We start from the raw sequence: 21340 nt of genomic DNA, 5'->3' as shown, positions 1-21340 counted from the left end.
TAGGCACGCCGCCAGCGTTCGTCCTGAGCCAGGATCAAACTCTCAATAAAAAGTTTAATCATTTAACTCATAAAACTTACTTGTAAAAAGAATTGCTGGTTGTTTAAATGTATTCTATATTCTGTTCAATTTTCAAAGATCAAATTTCCAATCGCCTTCAAGCGACTTAATTATCTTATCATCTTTAAGAACTAATGTCAACACTTTTTTCATGTTTTCTACACAATCTTTTGTGTTTCGTATCCGTTCCCCGTGACGACATGGATTATTCTATCATAATATTTATTATATATAATTATAATTTACTTATTTAAGTAATATTAAATTAATATTACTCTTTTTATTTATTATTTTCTCAATTTTTCTTGTATAGATACGCCTGGATAAGTTTCTTTTGATTTTCTTATTTAATTATATATTTGTATATAATTTACAATCATATTTTAATTTTTTCATACAAATCTTTTTATATTACCTTTATCTAATAATCTTATCCCTAATATATTTTCTCCTGCTGATAAATCACATATAAGTAAATTTAAATCTATATTATGTGAAATTAAAATTGTATATATACAAATATTCTCTTTATAATCTTCATTTATATCATCTATTGATTTAAATTCTATATTCTTTATACTCACCTCCATATCTAATAAAATTTCATCTATCTCCTTTATTGCATTAATTTTATTGTTATATCTTACTTCAAATTTTATTTTTTCTTGTCTTATAATAAACTTATTTTGAAATGTCTTTAAAAATATTAATGCTATAAGTATTGCAAATGTACTTAATATACTTATAGTATATAATCCCATTCCAATAGCTAATCCAACACAAGCAACTGCCCATATAGAAGCTGCAGTTGTAAGGCCTTTAACAGACCCATTATTTCTTATAATAGTTCCAGCACCTAAAAATCCTACTCCTGATATTACTTGAGCACTTAATCTACCTAAGTCAACCTTTAATATTCCCATAAGCTCAGGATTCGTTTCTATTTGTTTCATTATTAAGTCTATAGTTTGTATTTCAATCAAAGCAGCTACAGTTGAACCAATGCATACTAATATATGTGTCCTAAAACCAGCTGGCCTATTTTTGTATTCTCTATCATATCCAACTATCCCGCCAATAATTATTGATAATAACAGTCTAATAATTATATTTTTAATATCCATAATAATTTTCCTCAATTTATTATATTTTTTAATCTAATTTTTTCTTTCATATTATTAGTATTTTTAAATTCTTATGCTAATTACTAAATATTTAACAATCTAAAGCTTAATATCTTAGTATATTTTTCATTTTTTCTTCAATAGATTAAATATTTTTGAAAATACAAATTCATAAAAAAATTTGATTTAAGTTACATTAATCTGATTTTAAGTATTATATAATTCAAGTATAGATTAAATCTAAAAAATATTTGAGGTGATAACTATGGAAAAAGAACTTATGGGAAGAGAAAAAATTAATTTATTTAAGGAAAAAACAGAATCAAAAAGTATAGTTGCTAAAAATGATAATTTTATGTCTGTATTTCTTAATTTAAAAGCTGGTGAAGGGGTACCAAATCACTCTCATGAAAAAATGGCTCAATTAGTTGTGCTTGAAGGTAAAGTAAGAATACATTTTGAAGATGGCCAAGAATTTGAATTATCAAAAGGAGAACTTCTTTCATTTAATTCAAAAGTAACTCATAATGTAGTTGCATTAGAAGAATCAAAAGCATTAGTAACAGTTGGTCTTTAATTTATAATAAAAAAACTTAGAGATATTATCTCTAAGTTTTTTTATTATAAATAATTATATTTGTTTAACTTTTAAGATTTTATTGCATATTATCAGTTCCCCAATTACATAATGCTGAAATAATTGGAGCTAGAGAGCGTCCTTTACTTGAAATACGATATTCTACTTTAGGTGGAATTTGATCATATTGTTTACGAGTAATGATATTATCTTGTTCTAACTGCTTAAGCCCAAGTGATAACATTTTATGTGTTACTCCATTTAGGCTGCGTTTTAATTCGCTATATCTCATAACTTCATTCCTTAATAACCAATATATAATTAATATTTTCCACTTATTACTTATAATTGATAAAGTATATTCTACTGGATTCATATCAACCTCAGTTGCCATTTTTTTCTACACTCTCCTTTTTGATAGTTTCACACAAAAAAGTGCATACTATACATTATAAATTATTAATATTATACTTTAGATATAATAATTTTACAAAAGATATTAAGAGGAGGAACTTTAATAATGGAATACTTAGAAAGATATTTTAGATTATTTGATGAAACAAGAACTAGCGAAGAAGCAAAAGAAGAATTAATGAGTCTTTTCACTGATGACGTTGTATTTGTTTTAAATGGTTATACACAATCAAGAAAAGATAAATTCAGAGCATTTGTAACTTCAGTTTATGAAAATCTAATAGATTTAAAACATATGTATGAAGGCTGGAAGCTTAACGAAGAAACAGGTAGATATGAAACTAACTGGGCAATATGCGGTAAAAGAAAAGATCAAACTGTTTATACTCAAACTGGAGTAAATATAGTTGAATTAGATGAAAATGGTAGAATCAAATATATTGAAAATGTACCTAACGATTCTAACATGTTCAGTGATTACAAAAACTAATATATAAAAAATTATACTAAATATTCTATACCAAGAAAAAGCTAAGGTATTTATACCTTAGCTTTTTTATAATAAAGCTTTTTAAACAAATAAAAAAACTTACAAGTTAACTTGTAAGTTTATAAAATGGAGCGGGTGAAGGGAATCGAACCCTCGTGGCTAGCTTGGAAGGCTAGAGCTTTACCATTAAGCAACACCCGCATATTTGGAGCGGAAGACGGGACTCGAACCCGCAACATCCACCTTGGCAAGGTGGCGCTCTACCATTGAGCCACTTCCGCATATGCTTTTTATTTATTTTAATAATTTTAATTTAATTAATGGTGCAGATGAAGGGAGTCGAACCCCCACGCCGTAGGCGCTAGATCCTAAGTCTAGTGCGTCTGCCAATTCCGCCACATCTGCACGTTATTTAATTAAATTGGTGGCTCGCCCGGGAATCGAACCCGGGACACCATGATTAAAAGTCATGTGCTCTACCGACTGAGCTAGCGAACCATAAATGGCAGGGATAGCAGGATTTGAACCTACGAATACCACAGTCAAAGTGTGGTGCCTTACCACTTGGCGATATCCCTATATGGGGTGAGCGATGGGACTCGAACCCACGACAACCAGAACCACAATCTGGCGCTCTACCAACTGAACTACGCTCACCACATGGTGCGTCTTGAGAGATTCGAACTCCCGGCCCACGCCTTAGAAGGGCGTTGCTCTATCCAGCTGAGCTAAAGACGCGTTTCAGAACGTTTATTATTTTAAAACATTCAGTTTGTTTTGTCAAGAACTTTTTTTCAAAAGTTTTAAACATTGGAGCGGGTGAAGGGAATCGAACCCTCGTGGCTAGCTTGGAAGGCTAGAGCTTTACCATTAAGCAACACCCGCATATTACTTGTTACACCTTACTAATTAGTAGGTTTAACAGCAACCTGCCTTTTTAATTATACAGGGTTTTGTTTTTTTGTCAAGCTTTATTTTGACAAATTTCTTACTGGTCGGGGTGACAGGTCTCGAACCTGCGACCTCATGGTCCCAAACCATGCGCGCTACCATCTGCGCCACACCCCGAAAAGTCATGTATCACTTTTGAGATCTCTTCGCTCACCGCTTTATCTCTCAGCGACAATGACTATTCTACATGATGGTGATTAATTCGTCAACACTTTTTTTAAAAAATATATTATAAAATTCAATACTTTTTAATTTTATAACAGACTATATATTTGATAAACAAATTATCAATGTATAATAGTTTTTATTAATAATTTAACATGCATTTTTCTATTCTATTGATTCTAGATATGCATACGGCTCTTTTCCATCATTAATTTCTATAAACCCAATATGTCTTCCTTTTGTTCCTCTTGGCAACGAAGCGCTACCTGGATTCATAAGTATTATTCCATTCTCTTCTATAATTAATTCTTGATGTGTATGTCCAAATAAAGCTATATTAACTCCAAGTTCTTCTGCTCTATAATATAATTTGTGCAATCCATATTTAACATTATATGCATGCCCATGCGTTGCTAATATTTTAACTGAATTTAATTCTATTATTCTTTCTAATGGATATTCATTAGAGTAATCACAATTTCCTGCAACTGCATATGCCTCTCCTAAAAATCCATCTGAAAGTTCTTTAAAATCATCTACATTATCTCCAAGGTGTATAAGTACATCCGCATCCTTAATTTTTTCTTTAACCTCTTCTATATATCTACTAATTCTATGTGTATCACTCACTACAGCTACTAACATAGTATATACTCATCTCCCCTATAATAATTGATATATTTTTTCTTTCAATTCTTTTAATGCTTCTCCTCTATGACTAACACTATTTTTTTCTTCTTTTGAAGCTTCTCCAAATGTTTTATTTAATTTTTCATTATAGAATAATGGATCATAACCAAATCCACCTTCTCCATTTAATTTATCTATTATAATTCCTTTAACCTCTCCTCTTATATCTAATGATTTTCCTTTATAATTTATAAGAGTTACGTGACAAATAAATTTAGCTCCTCTTTTTTCAGCAGGAACTCCTTGTAGATTCTTTAATAATTTTTCATTATTCTTAGTATCATTTCCATGTTCTCCTGCATATCTAGCTGAATATACTCCTGGCTCACCATTTAAATAGTCAACTTCTAGTCCTGAGTCATCTGCCATAACAATAAAATCAGTATCGCCTCTATTTATTAAGTACTCTCTTATTTCTCTTGCCTTTTTATTTGCATTTTCCTTAAAAGTTACTCCATCTTCAATCACTTCAATATTTATATTTTCATCATTTAAAGATTTAACTTCTAAATCTATATTTCTTAAAATATATTTTATTTCTTCAATCTTTTTCTTATTATTACTTGCTAATATCAACTTTTTCATCTATCTTCCTCCTGTTCCTATCCATAATGCATCCATCTTTAAAGCATTTTTTTGAATTGCTATCATTTGTTTTAATCCTTTTTCACCTAAGTCTAATAATTTATTTAGTTCTTCTCTTGTCATTGGAGATTTTTCACCTGTTCCTTGAACTTCAACAAATTCTCCATCTTCCGTGCCTACTATATTCATATCAACCTTTGCATTAGAATCTTCTTCATAACATAAGTCTATTATTTTATTATCATCTACTATACCTACACTTATTGCTGCAACAAAATTCCTTATTGGATATATCTTAAATGGTCTTTCTTTATGAAGCTTATTAACAGCATCAACCATAGCTATAAATGCACCTGTTATTGATGTAGTTCTAGTTCCTCCATCAGCTTGAATAACATCACAATCTACCCATAATGTTTTTTCGCCTAATGCTTTTAAATCAACAACAGATCTTAATGCTCTTCCTATTAATCTTTGAATCTCCATTGTTCTTCCATCAACTTTTAATCTAGTTACATCTCTAATTTTTCTAGTATCTGTTGCTCTAGGTAACATATTATATTCTGCTGTTATCCAGCCTTCTCCACTACCTTTTAAAAATTGTGGTACTTTATCTTCTATTGATACATTACAAAGTACTTTTGTATCTCCTACTTCTATATAAACAGATCCTTCAGCATACTTTGTAAAATTCCTAGTTACTTTAGTTTGTCTAACTTGATCATTTTTCCTTCCATCGCCTCTCATCTAAGCTACCTCCTTTTTATAGAATTTCTTAATTTTTATATACTAATTTTATATTTTTGCACTATTTTAAAAAATTACTCATATTAATTATTATAAGAATTTAATATGAGGTGAAACATTTTGAAATATATAGGGCCATTTTTTCGAATGAATAGCTTATCACAATATGAAGTATGTGGTCAGCTTTTTCATCTATCAAAAGAAGCCATTAAAATACTTATTTTAAACTCTAAATGTGGGTGTACCTTATCTTCAAGAAATTCCAAGAAAAACCCATCTACAAAAGATATTAGCATACTAAGTAAATTTTCTCCAGTATTATGCTTGTATAAAAAATCATCACCAGCATTTATGCATAATAAGGTTTCTCACGGCTTTGATTCTTCTTCTTTCAAAAGGGAAATCAATCCTACAACTAATGCTTTAATGACTATGTCTTTACTAGAGCTTAGTGATTATTATTCTTATATTGATAAAAAATCTGATAAAGATTCATTAAAAAGCGCTTATAAATATCTTGCTCGTGAACAACTTGATTTTTATTATGAAAATCTTCGTAATTCTGAAGGTATATTTATTTCTAAAAAAAGCTTATTTGAAAATGAATCTAAAAATAGTAATTTAATTGAAAAAGATAGGAAATTTTCATTTAGTGATCAAGCATTTATGATGAATGCTTATTATTTATATTCTCTTCATGAAGATAATAATGAAATTAAAGAAGAATATGAAGAGTTTTCAACGCAAATACTTCAGATGTTTTTAGATTATAAAGAGGCATTATATAATTTATCTTTTGAAGAAGGAGTTAAAACATTATTAGCCTTTAATATATTTTATAGTTACTCTAATAATACCGAAGTAATAAGTCTTATAATGGACTTAACTGACTTTTTAGTTAATAAGTTCGATGAAAAAGATTATTATGTAAATTCTTTAGATTTATGTAGCCTTTTTGCTATAACTTTAATATATTCATATGAACATACTAATTTATCTAATGTTAAAGAAAAATATACTGAGGTAATTAATAAATTATTATCTCTATATGATGAAGATAATAATATAATTCAAAAGCTTACTGATAAAAAGGAAATCAAATATACATCATTTGATCTTTGCTTTTATTTAATTGCAATCATATTATTTTCAAATAAATCAGATTCAGTTAGAAAATATACTCCAATGATATCTAAAATATATAAGAAATATTTCTTAAATTCAGATTTAATTACAAGCTGGCCTGACGCCCCTGATTTAGATAATATGGAGCGTTATAAGCATTTTAGTATGCTATCAAAGGACATGATAGATGAAACATTTTTTAGAATGCCAAACTTACCTACGTTAGATAATACAGGATTATCACCAATATTTATAAAGAATATAACTTATTCAAGAAAAAAAGATATGTTTACAAGTTCATCTAGTAAATCATTTGATAGTTATAAAAATATGTTTATATTCTTCATGTTTATACATGTATTTAAAGATACATTCTTTAATGAATTAGAACTTAAAGAACCAAATTTTGAATTTAGAAGTTCTAATACAGATGAAAATATAAACAATACAACTTCTGATGATGATACTATTGATGCTAATAAAGAAACTAGCCAACAAGTTAGTGATACTGAAATTTCTACAGAAGAACCTAAAAGAGACATAAATACTAGTTCTGAAACAAAAATAGAAGAACCTAATATTTCTGATTCTTCTGATATACAAGATAAAAATAACTAACTTTTTATTAAAATAAGGTTGTATAAATGACAACCTTATTTTAATGTTCTAAAATTTATATTTCCATACCAATCAAATTCTATATTTTTTATATGCTTAGATATTGCAATATTTTGCTTTTCAAATAATAGTGGAAGTATACTGTAATCATTAAAAAGCTTGTTTTCTAATTCATCAAAATTACTTTTTGTTGAATTAATTATACTTTCATAAGTATTTAATTCACTTTCAGTATAATAATCTTTTAAATCTGAATAAAACTGCTCTTTATCATTTGAATTTGCAATTTTATCTATTATTAAAACATCATATCTTTTTCTTAGTTCTACATTTTCAAATTCTTCTTCTGTTACAAGACTATATCTAATAGAACTTTCTGTATTATCACTAAACCAATCTTGAATATGTTTTAATATTGCTCTATTTTCATTATTATCTTTTGCTAGAATAGTAATAACTTCTGGAATTTTATCTTCTTTTTGAGTAGTCATAACTTTTCTTGATTGAAGCTTATTAAAATTCTCTTTATCCTCTCTAAAATAACTATTTTCAGCAATCTCTAAATAATTACTATTTTCTTCTTCATAAGATACCATTGATAAATTTATATTGAAATACAATGTCTTTCTTGTTGATAATGGCAAACTTTCTTGCTCTGAATTTAATAAAACATATTTTGCATTATCAGATTCAAATGTTTTAAGCCTACCTTCAGATTGTAATCTATTTAACTGAGTATTAGGTGGATTAACAACTATATCTCTTTCACCCATTTCAAAGGCAGCCATTGACAATTCTTCGTTAAAATCTTCAAACAATTTTATAGATTCTAGTGATTTATCATTATTATTTTTCTTAAGTTCAACTTCACCATTATTTATATTGCTTATATAATATTCACCAGAATAAATTATCGTTTTATAATTGCTTTCTATATCATCCCACATCATTAAATATTTTCTGATTCTATACTGTACTTTTGTTAATTCTTCTAAGAATGCATCATTTTTTCTATTTAAACGAATAGTTAGTACATTATCATTTGAATTTATGGCCACTCCACTTTCAAAACTTATATTTCCTTTCCTAAACTCTCTTGCTCCATATACATCTAAAAAAGGTTCTATATTTTTATCCTCTTCTTCTTTTAATATTTCCTTAAAAAATTCCACTACATCTTCTGCTGTAACTTTATCTCCATTACTCCAATAAACATCATCTCTTATTTTAAATTGATATTCTATCCCATCTTCTTTTACACTAAATTCATATGCTAAAGATGGTACTATATCACCTTTATTATCTTTTTCTATAAGCCCTATACTTGTAGCACAAATTATATCCTTCTCCCTTGTTGTTAGTTTGCTTACGTCTTTTAATTCATTAGGTATAGTATTAACTGCATATAGAAGTGATTCTGTAACTTCTGTATTTTCCACTTTTTCTATATCAATGAAACTTAGAGCAAATATCATTAATAATGCTATAAAAATACTTGGCATTATAAATTTTTTCACAACCATACTCCCCACCTTTTAATTAACTTATCATAATTATTGTCAATGACCATTTATTATAAACAATTTATTTAATATTTTTTATACTTTAGATAATTTTAAAGATATTATGCTATAATTAATCTATATTTTGAGGAGGTGTTATCATGAATTTTTTAGTTGTTGCCGCATTAATCATAGGAATATTTTTTATGCTAACTTTTATGTTTATTGGCATCTGGCTTTTCGTTATAGCATTAAAAACTTATAATAAATTCTGTTATAATAATTATATTCTTGAAAAAATAAATGAAAATCTAAGTAATCTTAATTTAGATAAAGAAGAATATTCTTACGAAGACTTTTTAAATGATACTGCTCAAGATGAGTTTGATGTTTCTGATTTAAGTAATGTTAAAGATTTTGGAAAAAGAAATAATAAATAAAAAAAGACTTCTATGATTATCATAGAAGTCTTTTTTATTTATATCTTATTATCTTACAGTGCCAAAGATAAAGAATATTAATGCAACTACTATAGCTAAACTAATAGACGTATGAAAGAACTTTTTTCTTCCATATTCATTAAGCCAAAATCTTAAAGCCCATAAAATCATAGTAATTGCTACACTAATTTGAACTGCTAAATAAGAGTTAAATATATCACTTATATAAATGAATTGATAAGAAGTTATAAAAGTACAAATTATAACTATCCCAGATATTATACTAGAGGCAATACTTAAAACATTTATTATTTTTTTCAAACTGCCTAACCTCCTATCATCTGTTCAAATTCATCTTCTGTAATTACCCTAACTCCTAATTCTTGTGCCTTAGTAAGCTTTGAACCTGCTTCTTCTCCTGCTATAACGTAATCTGTTTTCTTACTTACACTTCCTGAAACTTTAGCACCAAGCATTTCTAATTTATCTTTTATTTGTTTTCTTGAGTATTTTTTCATAGTTCCAGTAACAACTACAGTTTTATTTTCAAATACACTCTCTATTATTTCTTTTTCTTCAAATACTGGATTAACTCCAAGTTCTAAAAGTTCATCTATTGTTTCTATTACTTTTTCTTCATTAAAGAAATCAATAATACATTCAGCAACTATATCTCCTACATCAGATATTTGAATTAATTCTTCAAATGTAGCCTTTTTTAAGTTTTCAATAGATTTAAATCTATTTACTATATCTTTAGCTGTTTTAGCTCCTACATTTTTAATTCCTAATGCATAAATAAATGATTCAAGTTTACAGTTCTTACTGTTTTCTATCGCATCTAATAAGTTTTGAGCTTTTTTAGGTCCAAACTTTTCTAGCTTAACTAGATCATCTTTATCTAATTTATATAAATCTCCGATTGATTTTATATTTAATCTTTCAAATAATTGTTCTGCTGTTCTTTCAGAAAAACCTGCAATATTCATAGCTTCTCTTGAGCCATAATGCACTATCGTCTTAACAAGTTGTGGCTTACATGAAAGAGTATTATCACAGAATATATGTGCTCCCTCTTCTACTAAATGACTACCGCAAGCTGGACATATAGTTGGAGGTACTATTTCCTTTGCACCTTCTAAGCTTTCTGATACAACTCCCATAATTTCAGGAATAACATCATTGCTTCTTCTTACAAATACTTCTGCTCCAAGCTTTATTCCTTTTCTTTTTATATCATCCATATTGTTTAAAGTAGCTCTTTTTACTGTAACTCCTGCAAGTTCTACTGGCTCTAGAATAGCTGTTGGAGATACTCTACCACTTCTTCCTACATTCCATTCAACATCTAAAAGCTTAGTTGTTGCTTCCTGCGCTTCAAACTTATATGCAATAGCCCATTTAGGTGATTTTACTGTGTATCCTAAAAGCTCTCTTGTTTTAATATCATCTATTGCAATTACAAGACCATCAATATCATAGTTTAAATCAAATCTTATATTATTAATATAGTCTATCTCTTTTTTAATATCTTCTATTGTATAGCATTCTTTTATGTAATCATCTACTGGGAATCCCATTTGCTTTATAAAATCCATCATCTCAGTATAAGTTTTAAAAGGTGTACCTTCCTTATATCCTATATCATAGAAAAATGCTGAAAGATTTCTTCTAGCTGTTTCACGTACATTTAAATTTCTAAGAGCACCTGCTGCACCATTTCTTAGATTTTTTAATGGCACATCTGCTTCTAAATTATACTTTTCAAAAGCTTCTGTAGTCATTATTGCTTCTCCATGAACTTCAAATACATCATGGCAATTAACTTTAAGAGGTATACTCTTTATAGTTTTGACTTGTGCAGTTACATCTTCTCCAATTGTTCCTGTGCCTCTAGTTGCACCAACTACAAGAACTCCATTTTCATCATATGTTAAATTTATTGTTAACCCATCAAATTTTTTAGTTACTATATATTTAATATCAGGTAGATTTTCTCCTCTTTCATTCATCTCTTTTACAAATTTAACATTCCTATTATGCCATTCAACTATTTCTTCGATACTTTGAGCTTTTCCTAAACTCCAAAGTCTACCTTTATGAGTATATTTTTTGAAACCTTCAAGGACCACATCACCAACTCTAGCTGTTGGTGAATATGGTAATACTTCATTAAGTTCCTTTTCTAAGGCCACAAGCTCATCATATTTTTTATCATAATCCTTATCAGTAATTGTTGGATTATCTAAAGCGTAATATTCATATGCATATTTATTTAATTCTTCTACAAGAGATTTCATCTTTTCTCTTTTATCCATAAACTTACACTTCCTCCTAGTATTATAATAGTTGTAATTTAGCCATTGATAATAACAATACTTTTACACCTTGCTTATCAAATGCTATTGTAAGCTTTTTATCATTTCCAGATGGCATAATTGATACAACTGTACCTTCTCCAAACTTATCATGTTTTACTTTTCTTCCAAGAGTAATCTCTTCTAAGTTCACACTATTTGAAGATGTATTTGATGTTTTATCTTGTGATAAAGGTCTATTTTGAATATTTGATCTCATAGAGCTTTTTAAACTATGTGGATTATTAAAACTTGATTTAGAAGGTGTAGCATACATTCCTTCTTTAGCTGATCCATTAGTACTTCTTTGATTTATATATTCTTTTAAATCATTTCTTATTTCTCCAATAAAATCTGATTGACTATAAGATACTGTTCTACCAAATACTCTTCTAACCTCAGATGAAGTCATATAAAGAGTTTCCTTTGCTCTTGTTATACCAACATAACAAAGTCTTCTTGCTTCTTCCATTTGATCTTCTTTATCTAAATCACTCATGCTTGGGAATAAACCATTTTCCATTCCAACCATAAATACATTAGGGAATTCTAGACCCTTAGCACTATGAATTGTCATTAATACTACGGCATTTTCTTGTTCTTTTTCTGGATCTTCAGTATCTTGAACTAATGATACCTTTTCTAAATATGCCATTAAACTTTTGTCTTCACTATTTTTTTCAAAATCAACAGCATCTGATACTAATTCTTGTAAGTTTTCTATTCTGCTTTTATCTTCTATTTCATTAGATTTTTTAAGTTCTTCTAGATATCCTGTTTCTTTTAATATAGTTTCAATAAGCATAGAAACTGGCATAGTTTCTGACATTATCATAAAGTTATCCATAAGCTCTGTAAATCTTTCAAGTGAAGAACAATTTCTTGCAGTTAAAGTTGGTATAGTTCTTACTTCTTGAAGTGCATCCCAAAGATTTAGTTCATATGAATCTGCAAACTCTTGAACCTTATTAACAGTTGCATCACCAATACTTCTCTTTGGAACGTTTATAATTCTTTTTATGCTTATATCATCTTGAGGATTTATAAGAACTTTAAGATAAGCTAACATATCCTTAATTTCTTTTCTATCGTAGAATTTCGTTCCTCCAACTATCTTATAAGCAATTCCTCTTCTTCTAAATGTCTCTTCAAATATACGTGACTGTGCATTTGTTCTGTAAAGAACAGCAAAATCTTTATTTTCATATTTATCTTTAGATTTTATTTCAAGTATTTGTCTAGCTACAAAATCAGCTTCTTCTTTATCTGAATATGCTCTATATATTTTTATTTTGCTACCTGATTCTTGCTCTGTTCTAAGTGCTTTATTCTTTCTTCTTGAATTGTTTACTATAACAACATTTGCCGCTTCTAATATATTACCCTTTGACCTGTAATTTTGTTCAAGCTTTATAACCTTACAATCTGGATAATCTTTTTCAAAATCAAGAATATTTGTTACATCTGCGCCTCTCCATGCATATATACATTGGTCATCATCACCAACAACACATATATTTTTATATTTTTTAGCTAAGAGCTTAACAAATTCATATTGAGCTCCATTTGTATCTTGATATTCATCTACCATTATATATTTAAACTTATTTTGATAAAATTCTAAAACATCAGGATGTGACTTAAATAATTCTACAGTTTTAAATATAAGATCATCAAAATCTAAAGCATTATTTTCTTTAAGTCTTTTTTGATACATTTGATAAACATCTGCAATTTTCTTTTCTCTAAAATGATGTTCAAATTCTCTCATATAGCTTTCAGGAGTTCTCATATTATCCTTAGCTCTTCCTATTTTACCCATAATCTCTTGAAGAGTAATATCTTTATCATTTATATTTAAAGCTTTCATACATTCTTTTAAAAGTGTTTTTTGATCTGATGTATCATATATAGTAAAACTTGATTTATAACCAAGTTTATCAATTTCTCTTCTAAGTATTCTTACACAAGTTGAATGGAATGTAGATATCCACATTTCATTTGCTTTTTCTCCAACAAGTGACTCAACTCTTTCTTTCATTTCTTTAGCAGCTTTATTTGTAAATGTTATTGCAAGGATACTCCAAGGCTTAATCTCTAAATCTTCTATCATATGAGCCATTCTATATGTTAAAACTCTTGTTTTACCTGATCCTGCACCTGCTAATATTAGGACTTGACCGTCTACAGTAATTGCACCTTCATACTGTTCCTTATTTAATAATGATTTTAAATCCAAATCATCATCCTCCCTTCCTAGTATTAGAATATTATATCATATATCATCTTCTTATTGTTGCCATAAAGTCTGATTATTAGTAAAATTGTGGCATAAATGAAAGTTAAGTAAAATAAAAAAGAGCTTATGATATAATAAGCTCTTTTTTATTAATATATCTTAATTATTTTTAAAGTGTAAAACATAAATATAATTCAAATATAGCCATTAAGATTAGATAAACACCGATTATAATAGGTGTAAATGCTAATGCTATTACTGGATAAAGAATTACTAATGCACTTAATATTATTACTAATATTGTATATATTGTTGATATATTAAATCCTGCTGTCTTGTAGTGGAACTCACCACATAATAATGATATACCTCTTATTAATCCCCATACTCCAAAGAATATAACAAATACTTCTGATGAGTATATTGGTGAAAACCAAAGAATTAAACCAAATAATATATCTACTATACCATTGAATATAAACATTCCCTTTCTATCAACTTTGAAAGCTTTTACTATTGATATAATTCCAGCAACTATCGCAAGTATTCCACAAATCATTGTTAAGTTAACTAATGATTGTATTGGATAAACAAAAAATAATATTCCTATAATAGCTAATAAAATACTTTGCACTACAAATAAAAACTTAACCATTTTTTCTACCTCCATTTTTATAAAATTCTCATAAGTAAATTATACAAATAAAGGTCTTTTTTATTTTAAATATTTTTATCATATTTTATTATATTTAATCATATTTATTCAAATTTCTTATTAAACTAAAAAATACAACATATTTTCTCTTATTTATTTTAAATAAATTTAAATATCTAATTTTTGCTAAATATTGCAATTTCTAAACTGTAAATTTTTTTACCCCAAATCTTAACATCATTTAGTACATACTAAATTCTTTAAAATATTTAACTCCAAAATCTACACAATCTCTTTGTTTAAATAATTTTATATTTGCATTTCCTATCTTATCTAAAGCAACATCATAATTTTCTTCAAAACCTTCTCCAACAAACATAAATAATTCTGTTTTAAACTCTATATCTTCATATTGTTTAAAAACTCTTTTGCCATTTTCTATAATTGGAGATATATTAGTTGCTATAGTATAATTTCCTGCTCTATATTCTGATAAATGGAAGGATGTATTAACATCATAATCAACACCAAGTAATAGTACCTTTCCATCTAATTCATAAAATCTAGCTAATGGAGAATTTTCTCCTAGTGAATATTCTAAACTATGATTTTCTGTAATAAAATCAGCATACTTTCCAAAAGCTGCAAATGATACAGTAGGATGATAACTTCTTTTAACACCTTTTATATTTCTAAAACATTCAACTACTTTCCCCATTCCAAGTGTTAGTGTTAAATCTGGATCAAAGGCAGGCATTTCTTTTCTTATATCTTCAAACCATTCATTAGGCACAATCGGATCACTCCAAAATACTGGATCTACACAATTGTTGCTATGAGTAGGCATAACTATTGTTCCATCTTCACCTACAGTTTCAATAAGTGCTTCTACAACTGTAACTTCTCCCCCACATACAAATCCAAGCTTACTTAATGAAGAATGTACCATTATACAATCTCCTTGTTTTATTCCAATTCTCTTTAATTCTTCTTTTAAATAACTTTTAGTTATTAATTCTTTAGTGTTATTTACTATGCTTTCTAAATCACTCATATACACTTCTCCTAAAATTTATTTTTTTGTATATAATACCATAATATATTATGTAGCATACAAAATCTCAACATAATTGCTTAACTAATTTTATAGTAATATAATTTTTTTATATATTACTTGAGAGGTGATTTTATTGGATTATATTAATATGCTAAAAAATTGTAATCTCTGTATAAGAAAATGCAATGTAAATAGATTAAATGGTGAGCTTGGTGCTTGTAATTCTTCAGATAAAATAAAAGCAGCTCGTGCAGAACTTCATATGTGGGAAGAACCTCCTATATCATTAGATACAGGTTCTGGAACAGTATTTTTTTCAAATTGTAATTTTAGATGTGTCTTTTGCCAAAATCATGAGATAAGTCAAGAGAACAAAGGTGCTTTTATAAGCATAGAAGAATTATCAAATATATTTTTAAGACTTCAAGATAAAGGGGCTAATAATATAAATTTAGTTACACCAACTCATTATGTTCCTCAAATAATTGAAGCATTAAAAATAGCTAAGAATAAAGGATTATCTATTCCTATTCTTTATAACACAAATGGATATGATTCTTTAGAAACAATTAAAGCATTAGATGGATACATAGATGTATATCTTCCTGACTTTAAATACTTTGATGATAAGTATGCCATAAAATATTCTAAAGCTCCTGGTTATAGAGATAATTTATTATTAATTTTAAAGGAAATGTATTCACAAGTAGGCCCTAATAAATTTGATGAGAAAGGTAGAATGACTAAAGGAATGATAATAAGACATCTTATGCTCCCTACTCTTTTATTTGATTCTAAAAAAGTCATCGATACTATATATAATATTTTTGGCGATAATGTATATATTAGTATAATGAATCAATATACTCCTATGTTTAATGCATTTGACTATAAAGAATTATCAAAACCACTGAACCCAAAGCTCTATGATAGTTTAATAAATTATGCAGCAGAAATAGGAATTAAAAATGCTTTTATACAAGAAAGTGGAAGTAACAGCACTGATTTTGTTCCTTCATTTAATCTTGAAGGAATATTAACATAAATGCCATATTTTAATTTTAAAAGTTTATTATAATGAAATTAAGGGTATTATAAATATATGCATTAGTTTGTATATATAAAAAATTTATTTAGAGGTGATTTATATGGAAAAAAAATTTACTTTAAAACCACTACCTTATGACTATGATGCTTTAGAACCAGTTATAGACAAAAAAACTGTAATGATACATCATGATAAGCATCAACAAACATATGTTGATAATTTAAATAAGGCATTAGATAAACATCCTGAGTTATTTAATATGTCTTTAGTTGATATTCTTAAAAATCTTGATGATATTCCTAAGGACATAGAACAAGCGGTTATTAATAATGCTGGCGGTGTATTTAATCATGAATTTTATTGGGATGGATTAACTGCAAGCAAAAATAAAATTCCTACTGGAGAATTAAAAAAAGCTATTGATAATAAATTTGGTTCATATGCAGATTTTCTTGTTAAATTAAAAGAAGCAGCTTTAGGACAATTTGGTTCTGGTTGGGCTTGGCTTGTATTAGATGAAAATAAGGAACTTGAAATAATGTCAACTCCAAATCAAAACAACCCAATTTCATTAGGTAAAACACCACTTCTAACAGTTGATGTTTGGGAACACGCTTATTATTTAAAATATCAAAATAAACGTGCTGATTACGTAATTAACTTATTCAATATTATTAATTGGGACGTAGTAAATGAAAGATTTGAAAAATCTATTAAATAATATATTTAAATAAAAAAGGAACTTTTTGGGTTCCTTTTTTTATTTAAATTATTGACTTGTTACTAATTACTAGGTTATAACGGAAAAGTTATACTTTATTTTTTCATTATATTGGATTAAAATTAAATATAAATGTGTAATATATAGACATAGATTAGAGGTTGTTTTTAATAACCCCATTTGGAATATAATTATAGGAGGAGTAATATTTATGTCAAATGATATGAATTCATCTAACTTCATAAGAAATATAATTATTGAAGACTTAGATAGCGGAAAGCATGATACCATAATAACTAGGTTCCCACCAGAACCAAACGGATATTTACATATAGGTCATGCTAAATCAATTCTTTTAAACTTCGGTCTTGGTGCTGAATTTAATGGAAGAACAAATTTAAGATTTGATGATACAAATCCAATTAAAGAAGATACTGAATATGTTGAATCAATTAAAGAAGATGTAAAGTGGCTTGGTTGCCAATGGGATGAACTTCACTTTGCGTCAAATTATTTTGATGAAATGTACAATAGAGCAGTTCTTTTAATAAAAAAAGGATTAGCATATGTTTGTGATTTAACTTCAGAAGAAATGAAAGAATTTAGAGGAAGCTTAACTGAACCAGGTAAAGAAAGTCCTTATAGAAATAGATCTGTTGAAGAAAATTTAGACCTTTTTGAAAGAATGAGAAAAGGTGAATTTAAAGACGGTGAAAAAGTTTTAAGAGCTAAGATAGATATGTCTTCTCCTAACATGAATATGAGAGATCCTATAATATATAGAATTGCTCATGCTACACATCACAATACAGGTGATAAATGGTGCATATATCCTATGTATGATTTTGCTCATCCACTTGAAGATGCAATAGAAGGCATTACTCACTCAATCTGTACTTTAGAGTTTGAAGATCACAGACCTCTATATGATTGGGTTGTTAGAGAATGTGAAATGGAAAGTGTTCCAAGACAAATAGAATTTGCAAGACTTAACATGACTAATACTGTTATGAGTAAGAGAAAGCTTAAACAATTAGTTGATGAAAAAGTAGTTGATGGATGGGATGATCCAAGAATGCCAACTATTTCAGGTCTTAGAAGAAGAGGATATACTCCAGAATCTATAAGAAACTTCTGCAGTGCTATTGGTGTTGCTAAAAATAATTCAGTAGTTGATTCACAAATGTTAGATTACTTCTTAAGAGAAGATCTTCAAACTAAAGCTCCTACTGCTATGGCTGTTATGAATCCACTTAAAGTAATCATAACAAACTATCCAGAAGGAAAAACTGAAATGTTACCAGTTTCTAATAATCCAAAGAACGAAGAACTTGGAAAAAGAGAAGTTCCTTTCTCAAGAGAAATCTATGTTGAAAGAGATGACTTCATGGAAGTTCCAATAAAGAAATACTTTAGATTATTCCCTGGTAATGAAGTTAGACTTATGGGAGCATACTTTATTAAATGTAATGATGTAATAAAAGATGCTGAAGGAAATGTTGTAGAACTTCATTGTACTTATGATCCTGAAACTAAGAGTGGTTCTGGATTTACAGGAAGAAAAGTTAAGGGAACAATTCACTGGGTTGATGCAAAACATGCTGTACCTGCTGAATTTAGATTATATGAACCTTTAGTATTAGATACTGAAGGCGGAAACGTTGATAAAAACTTCTTAGAACAAATTAATCCAAATTCAATGCAAGTTCTTAATGGATTTGTAGAACCAATTGCGATTAATGGAGCTAAGCCATTAGACAAATTCCAAATGGTTAGAAACGGATTCTTCTCAGTTGATACTCATACTAAAGATGGTAAGTTAATATTTAATAGAATAGTTCCTCTTAAGAGCTCATTTAAATTAAAATAAGAGAAAGGCATTTGCCTTTCTCTTATTTTTTAATTGTCTATAGTACTTCTATCTTCATAAAAGCCACCATCTTCATCTAAGTCATTTAACATATTACATTCACAATCAACATCCCAATAATCTACTTGAATGTTATTCATCATTTTTCTTAAGTCCTCTAAATGTTGTTTATTTTTATTATCGTTCATTTTATCGATTCACCTCTTAATGTTATATCTAACATTATTTTGTGTTATATATACGATTTAATACATAAAATTATCATATATCTAAGTTTTACAAAAAAAGGAGTGTTACTAACACTCCTTTTTGCTTATTAAAAATAAATATAGATTATATAACATTAATTGCAATCGTTTACTTTGAGATTAAAAATTAAAAATCTTATAAAATATATATTTATTCTTAAATTTAATACATCTTTTTATTTTAGTTATTCATAAATTTTGAAGGTTCAATATCTCCATTCTCATTTATTTCTTGTTTAATAGTGATCTTACCTTCTCTTCTTGCAGTAATTGTATTAACAATTCTCTTCATCATGCTATCATTAAGCTTGTATTTCATTCTATAAACAATATAAGCAATAATCATACAGATAGCTGGAACAATACACATAAGAGAACTAATAAATGCAACTGTTGTAAATGATTGTTTTTGTCCAGGAACATATTGTGTACCATTAAGTACAACACCAATACCAAGTGCTGTTAATGCAGCTGTAACTTTAACAATTAATGTTTGAAGTGAGAATACTACCCCTTCATTTCTTACACCAATTTTATATTCACCATAATCAACAACATCAGCTAAGAAAACAGTAGCACATCCAAGTTCAAGTCCTGTTCCAAGTTTTACGATTATACCAGAAATAGAAGTAAGAATAACATTTTGTGGTGCAAAAATACCTACAAATAATAACATAATTAAACCAAACGCTGGCATTATACAAGCAAGTAAAAATGATGTTTTTCTTGAAAGTAACTTTGTAACCTTAGGAAATACTATAAGTCCAACTACTTCTGCAACTGAAGCACTAATCATAAATGATGACATTATTTCTGCATTACCACATACATATGAGAAATAATACATAGCTACTCCCATAATACATTGAATACCAATATTATAAAGGAAAATTAAACATACAGCCCAACGAAGTTGATCATTTTTTCCTATAATTTTAAAAATATCTTTGAATTTAACTTTTTCTTCAGGTACTGAATCGTCTCTCTTCTTTGGAAGATTAATTACAGTAATACCAATTGTAATTATAAATACTGCTGCTATAATAAGTGCAAATCTATGATAACCTAGTTGGTTTGTTGTTCCTCCACCAAGTTTTCTTATAATTTGAACACCAAATCCTGCTATTATAAGGGATTGTCCAATACTTGCAAAAATTCTAGGAAGAACGGAAACCTTTTCTCTTTCTTCAGGATTAGATGTAAGGTTAGGAATTATTGACCAGTAAGGCACATCCATAAGTGTATATGTCATACCCCAAAGAATATAAACTACTGTTGCAAATACACAAAGACCAACACCACTAAGATGAAAATCTGTAAATAATATAATAAAATTAACTGAGTTTACAAGAGTACCAATTACAAGCCATGGAATAAATTTACCCCATCTTGTTCTTGTATTATCAACAACCATTCCCATAAATAAATCATTAAATGCATCCCATATCTTTGCTACAAAGAACATTATACCAATAAATGCTGGATTTACTTTAAGAATATCAGTAAAATAAATCATTGAAAATGTAGCAATCATACCATAAATCATATCTTTACCTAATGCACCAAAGGCAAAAGTATATTTTATTCTTGCCGGTATTTTACCATCTAGTCTACATTCTGTATTTGATTGTTTCATATAAAAATCCTCCTTAATTAT

20 protein-coding genes and 9 tRNA genes are annotated in these 21340 nt (G+C 27.9%); 7 read left to right on the top strand and 22 right to left on the bottom strand.

The window, feature by feature from the left end; translation table 11 throughout:
- Positions 1–452 precede the first annotated feature (452 nt).
- On the bottom strand, positions 453–1184 hold the full coding sequence (locus SPJ33_RS07805) for an MgtC/SapB family protein (protein WP_321117401.1): 732 nt from the start codon (positions 1182–1184) through the stop codon (positions 453–455).
- A gap of 265 nt (positions 1185–1449) precedes the next feature.
- On the opposite strand from SPJ33_RS07805, the gene SPJ33_RS07800 reads away from it, so the two are divergent.
- Positions 1450–1761, top strand: coding sequence for a cupin domain-containing protein (locus tag SPJ33_RS07800; protein ID WP_321117400.1), 312 nt, complete (start codon positions 1450–1452; stop codon positions 1759–1761).
- 79 nt (positions 1762–1840) lie between these two features.
- On the opposite strand, the gene SPJ33_RS07795 is transcribed toward SPJ33_RS07800, so the two are convergent.
- Positions 1841–2155, bottom strand: coding sequence for a helix-turn-helix domain-containing protein (locus SPJ33_RS07795; RefSeq protein WP_321117399.1), 315 nt, complete (start codon positions 2153–2155; stop codon positions 1841–1843).
- Between the two features lie 126 nt (positions 2156–2281).
- On the opposite strand from SPJ33_RS07795, the gene SPJ33_RS07790 reads away from it, so the two are divergent.
- Positions 2282–2665 carry a nuclear transport factor 2 family protein gene (locus SPJ33_RS07790; protein WP_321117398.1) on the top strand — a complete coding sequence of 128 codons (384 nt, stop codon included), beginning with the start codon at positions 2282–2284 and terminating at the stop codon, positions 2663–2665.
- A gap of 127 nt (positions 2666–2792) precedes the next feature.
- Here SPJ33_RS07790 and SPJ33_RS07785 read toward each other — a convergent pair.
- From SPJ33_RS07785 to rph, 12 genes are all read right to left on the bottom strand, one after another.
- Positions 2793–2866 (bottom strand) — tRNA-Gly (locus tag SPJ33_RS07785).
- Positions 2867–2871: 5 nt separating this feature from the next.
- Positions 2872–2946, bottom strand: a tRNA-Gly gene (locus tag SPJ33_RS07780).
- 40 nt (positions 2947–2986) lie between these two features.
- Positions 2987–3070: transfer RNA gene (locus SPJ33_RS07775), tRNA-Leu, on the bottom strand.
- 17 nt (positions 3071–3087) lie between these two features.
- Positions 3088–3163 (bottom strand) — tRNA-Lys (locus tag SPJ33_RS07770).
- A gap of 5 nt (positions 3164–3168) precedes the next feature.
- A tRNA-Gln gene (locus tag SPJ33_RS07765) sits at positions 3169–3243 on the bottom strand.
- A 3-nt stretch (positions 3244–3246) separates the two neighbouring features.
- Positions 3247–3322, bottom strand: a tRNA-His gene (locus tag SPJ33_RS07760).
- A 4-nt stretch (positions 3323–3326) separates the two neighbouring features.
- A tRNA-Arg gene (locus tag SPJ33_RS07755) sits at positions 3327–3403 on the bottom strand.
- A 73-nt stretch (positions 3404–3476) separates the two neighbouring features.
- A tRNA-Gly gene (locus SPJ33_RS07750) sits at positions 3477–3550 on the bottom strand.
- A 107-nt stretch (positions 3551–3657) separates the two neighbouring features.
- Positions 3658–3733, bottom strand: a tRNA-Pro gene (locus SPJ33_RS07745).
- 213 nt (positions 3734–3946) lie between these two features.
- Entirely contained in the window at positions 3947–4426 is a 480-nt protein-coding gene (locus SPJ33_RS07740; RefSeq protein ID WP_321117397.1) for a metallophosphoesterase, read from the bottom strand.
- 18 nt (positions 4427–4444) lie between these two features.
- Entirely contained in the window at positions 4445–5056 is a 612-nt protein-coding gene (locus SPJ33_RS07735) for an XTP/dITP diphosphatase (RefSeq protein WP_321117396.1), read from the bottom strand.
- Complete coding sequence (gene rph / locus SPJ33_RS07730; RefSeq protein ID WP_321117395.1) at positions 5057–5803, bottom strand: ribonuclease PH; 747 nt, start codon at positions 5801–5803, stop codon at positions 5057–5059.
- A 147-nt stretch (positions 5804–5950) separates the two neighbouring features.
- Between rph and SPJ33_RS07725 the strand changes: the two genes are divergently transcribed.
- Positions 5951–7546, top strand: coding sequence for a hypothetical protein (locus tag SPJ33_RS07725; protein ID WP_321117394.1), 1596 nt, complete (start codon positions 5951–5953; stop codon positions 7544–7546).
- 35 nt (positions 7547–7581) lie between these two features.
- Here SPJ33_RS07725 and SPJ33_RS07720 read toward each other — a convergent pair whose 3' ends face one another.
- The gene (locus tag SPJ33_RS07720; RefSeq protein WP_321117393.1) at positions 7582–9063 is read right to left on the bottom strand and encodes an ABC transporter substrate-binding protein; all 1482 of its coding nucleotides are present in this window, start codon (positions 9061–9063) and stop codon (positions 7582–7584) included.
- A 146-nt stretch (positions 9064–9209) separates the two neighbouring features.
- Here SPJ33_RS07720 and SPJ33_RS07715 point away from each other — a divergent pair, with 146 nt between their 5' ends.
- Complete coding sequence (locus SPJ33_RS07715; protein WP_321117392.1) at positions 9210–9488, top strand: hypothetical protein; 279 nt, start codon at positions 9210–9212, stop codon at positions 9486–9488.
- A gap of 48 nt (positions 9489–9536) precedes the next feature.
- On the opposite strand, the gene SPJ33_RS07710 is transcribed toward SPJ33_RS07715, so the two are convergent.
- The 5 genes from SPJ33_RS07710 to SPJ33_RS07690 form a co-directional block, all read right to left on the bottom strand.
- Entirely contained in the window at positions 9537–9809 is a 273-nt protein-coding gene (locus tag SPJ33_RS07710) for a hypothetical protein (RefSeq protein ID WP_321117391.1), read from the bottom strand.
- Positions 9810–9814: 5 nt separating this feature from the next.
- Entirely contained in the window at positions 9815–11806 is a 1992-nt protein-coding gene (gene ligA / locus SPJ33_RS07705; protein WP_321117390.1) for an NAD-dependent DNA ligase LigA, read from the bottom strand.
- A 22-nt stretch (positions 11807–11828) separates the two neighbouring features.
- On the bottom strand, positions 11829–14084 hold the full coding sequence (gene pcrA / locus SPJ33_RS07700; protein WP_321117389.1) for a DNA helicase PcrA: 2256 nt from the start codon (positions 14082–14084) through the stop codon (positions 11829–11831).
- Positions 14085–14253: 169 nt separating this feature from the next.
- Entirely contained in the window at positions 14254–14739 is a 486-nt protein-coding gene (locus SPJ33_RS07695) for an HdeD family acid-resistance protein (RefSeq protein ID WP_321117388.1), read from the bottom strand.
- Positions 14740–14980: 241 nt separating this feature from the next.
- Positions 14981–15793: an AAC(3) family N-acetyltransferase gene (locus SPJ33_RS07690; protein ID WP_321117387.1), complete on the bottom strand. Its 813-nt coding sequence runs from the start codon at positions 15791–15793 to the stop codon at positions 14981–14983.
- Positions 15794–15944: 151 nt separating this feature from the next.
- On the opposite strand from SPJ33_RS07690, the gene SPJ33_RS07685 reads away from it, so the two are divergent.
- From SPJ33_RS07685 to SPJ33_RS07675, 3 genes are all read left to right on the top strand, one after another.
- Complete coding sequence (locus SPJ33_RS07685; protein ID WP_414627218.1) at positions 15945–16841, top strand: radical SAM protein; 897 nt, start codon at positions 15945–15947, stop codon at positions 16839–16841.
- A 103-nt stretch (positions 16842–16944) separates the two neighbouring features.
- Positions 16945–17565: a superoxide dismutase gene (locus SPJ33_RS07680; RefSeq protein ID WP_321117385.1), complete on the top strand. Its 621-nt coding sequence runs from the start codon at positions 16945–16947 to the stop codon at positions 17563–17565.
- A gap of 211 nt (positions 17566–17776) precedes the next feature.
- Complete coding sequence (locus SPJ33_RS07675) at positions 17777–19435, top strand: glutamine--tRNA ligase/YqeY domain fusion protein (RefSeq protein WP_321117384.1); 1659 nt, start codon at positions 17777–17779, stop codon at positions 19433–19435.
- A gap of 29 nt (positions 19436–19464) precedes the next feature.
- Here the strand turns inward: SPJ33_RS07675 and SPJ33_RS07670 are convergent, their stop codons facing one another.
- Both SPJ33_RS07670 and melB read right to left on the bottom strand, forming a co-directional pair.
- On the bottom strand, positions 19465–19623 hold the full coding sequence (locus SPJ33_RS07670; RefSeq protein WP_321117383.1) for a hypothetical protein: 159 nt from the start codon (positions 19621–19623) through the stop codon (positions 19465–19467).
- 241 nt (positions 19624–19864) lie between these two features.
- Positions 19865–21319 carry a melibiose:sodium transporter MelB gene (melB, locus tag SPJ33_RS07665; protein WP_321117382.1) on the bottom strand — a complete coding sequence of 485 codons (1455 nt, stop codon included), beginning with the start codon at positions 21317–21319 and terminating at the stop codon, positions 19865–19867.
- Positions 21320–21340 lie beyond the last annotated feature (21 nt).

It is taken from the genome of Clostridium sp., assembly GCF_034179595.1.
Taxonomy (GTDB): Bacteria; Bacillota; Clostridia; order Clostridiales; family Clostridiaceae; genus Clostridium.
The sequence above is the reverse complement of the archived record's forward strand: the minus strand, read 5'-3'. Positions and strand labels throughout refer to the sequence as shown.

What these genes read in the sequence shown, in the direction of transcription:
- SPJ33_RS07695 (WP_321117388.1), bottom strand. Translation starts at nt 14,739, where the DNA reads ATGGTTAAGTTTTTATTTGTAGTGCAAAGTATTTTATTAGCTATTATA.
- SPJ33_RS07795 (WP_321117399.1), bottom strand. Translation starts at nt 2,155, where the DNA reads ATGGCAACTGAGGTTGATATGAATCCAGTAGAATATACTTTATCAATT.
- SPJ33_RS07675 (WP_321117384.1), top strand. Translation starts at nt 17,777, where the DNA reads ATGTCAAATGATATGAATTCATCTAACTTCATAAGAAATATAATTATT.
- rph (WP_321117395.1), bottom strand. Translation starts at nt 5,803, where the DNA reads ATGAGAGGCGATGGAAGGAAAAATGATCAAGTTAGACAAACTAAAGTA.
- SPJ33_RS07690 (WP_321117387.1), bottom strand. Translation starts at nt 15,793, where the DNA reads ATGAGTGATTTAGAAAGCATAGTAAATAACACTAAAGAATTAATAACT.
- ligA (WP_321117390.1), bottom strand. Translation starts at nt 11,806, where the DNA reads ATGGATAAAAGAGAAAAGATGAAATCTCTTGTAGAAGAATTAAATAAA.
- SPJ33_RS07680 (WP_321117385.1), top strand. Translation starts at nt 16,945, where the DNA reads ATGGAAAAAAAATTTACTTTAAAACCACTACCTTATGACTATGATGCT.
- SPJ33_RS07740 (WP_321117397.1), bottom strand. Translation starts at nt 4,426, where the DNA reads ATGTTAGTAGCTGTAGTGAGTGATACACATAGAATTAGTAGATATATA.
- SPJ33_RS07800 (WP_321117400.1), top strand. Translation starts at nt 1,450, where the DNA reads ATGGAAAAAGAACTTATGGGAAGAGAAAAAATTAATTTATTTAAGGAA.
- melB (WP_321117382.1), bottom strand. Translation starts at nt 21,319, where the DNA reads ATGAAACAATCAAATACAGAATGTAGACTAGATGGTAAAATACCGGCA.
- SPJ33_RS07735 (WP_321117396.1), bottom strand. Translation starts at nt 5,056, where the DNA reads ATGAAAAAGTTGATATTAGCAAGTAATAATAAGAAAAAGATTGAAGAA.
- SPJ33_RS07715 (WP_321117392.1), top strand. Translation starts at nt 9,210, where the DNA reads ATGAATTTTTTAGTTGTTGCCGCATTAATCATAGGAATATTTTTTATG.
- SPJ33_RS07805 (WP_321117401.1), bottom strand. Translation starts at nt 1,184, where the DNA reads ATGGATATTAAAAATATAATTATTAGACTGTTATTATCAATAATTATT.
- SPJ33_RS07790 (WP_321117398.1), top strand. Translation starts at nt 2,282, where the DNA reads ATGGAATACTTAGAAAGATATTTTAGATTATTTGATGAAACAAGAACT.
- SPJ33_RS07725 (WP_321117394.1), top strand. Translation starts at nt 5,951, where the DNA reads ATGAATAGCTTATCACAATATGAAGTATGTGGTCAGCTTTTTCATCTA.
- SPJ33_RS07670 (WP_321117383.1), bottom strand. Translation starts at nt 19,623, where the DNA reads ATGAACGATAATAAAAATAAACAACATTTAGAGGACTTAAGAAAAATG.
- SPJ33_RS07685 (WP_414627218.1), top strand. Translation starts at nt 15,945, where the DNA reads ATGCTAAAAAATTGTAATCTCTGTATAAGAAAATGCAATGTAAATAGA.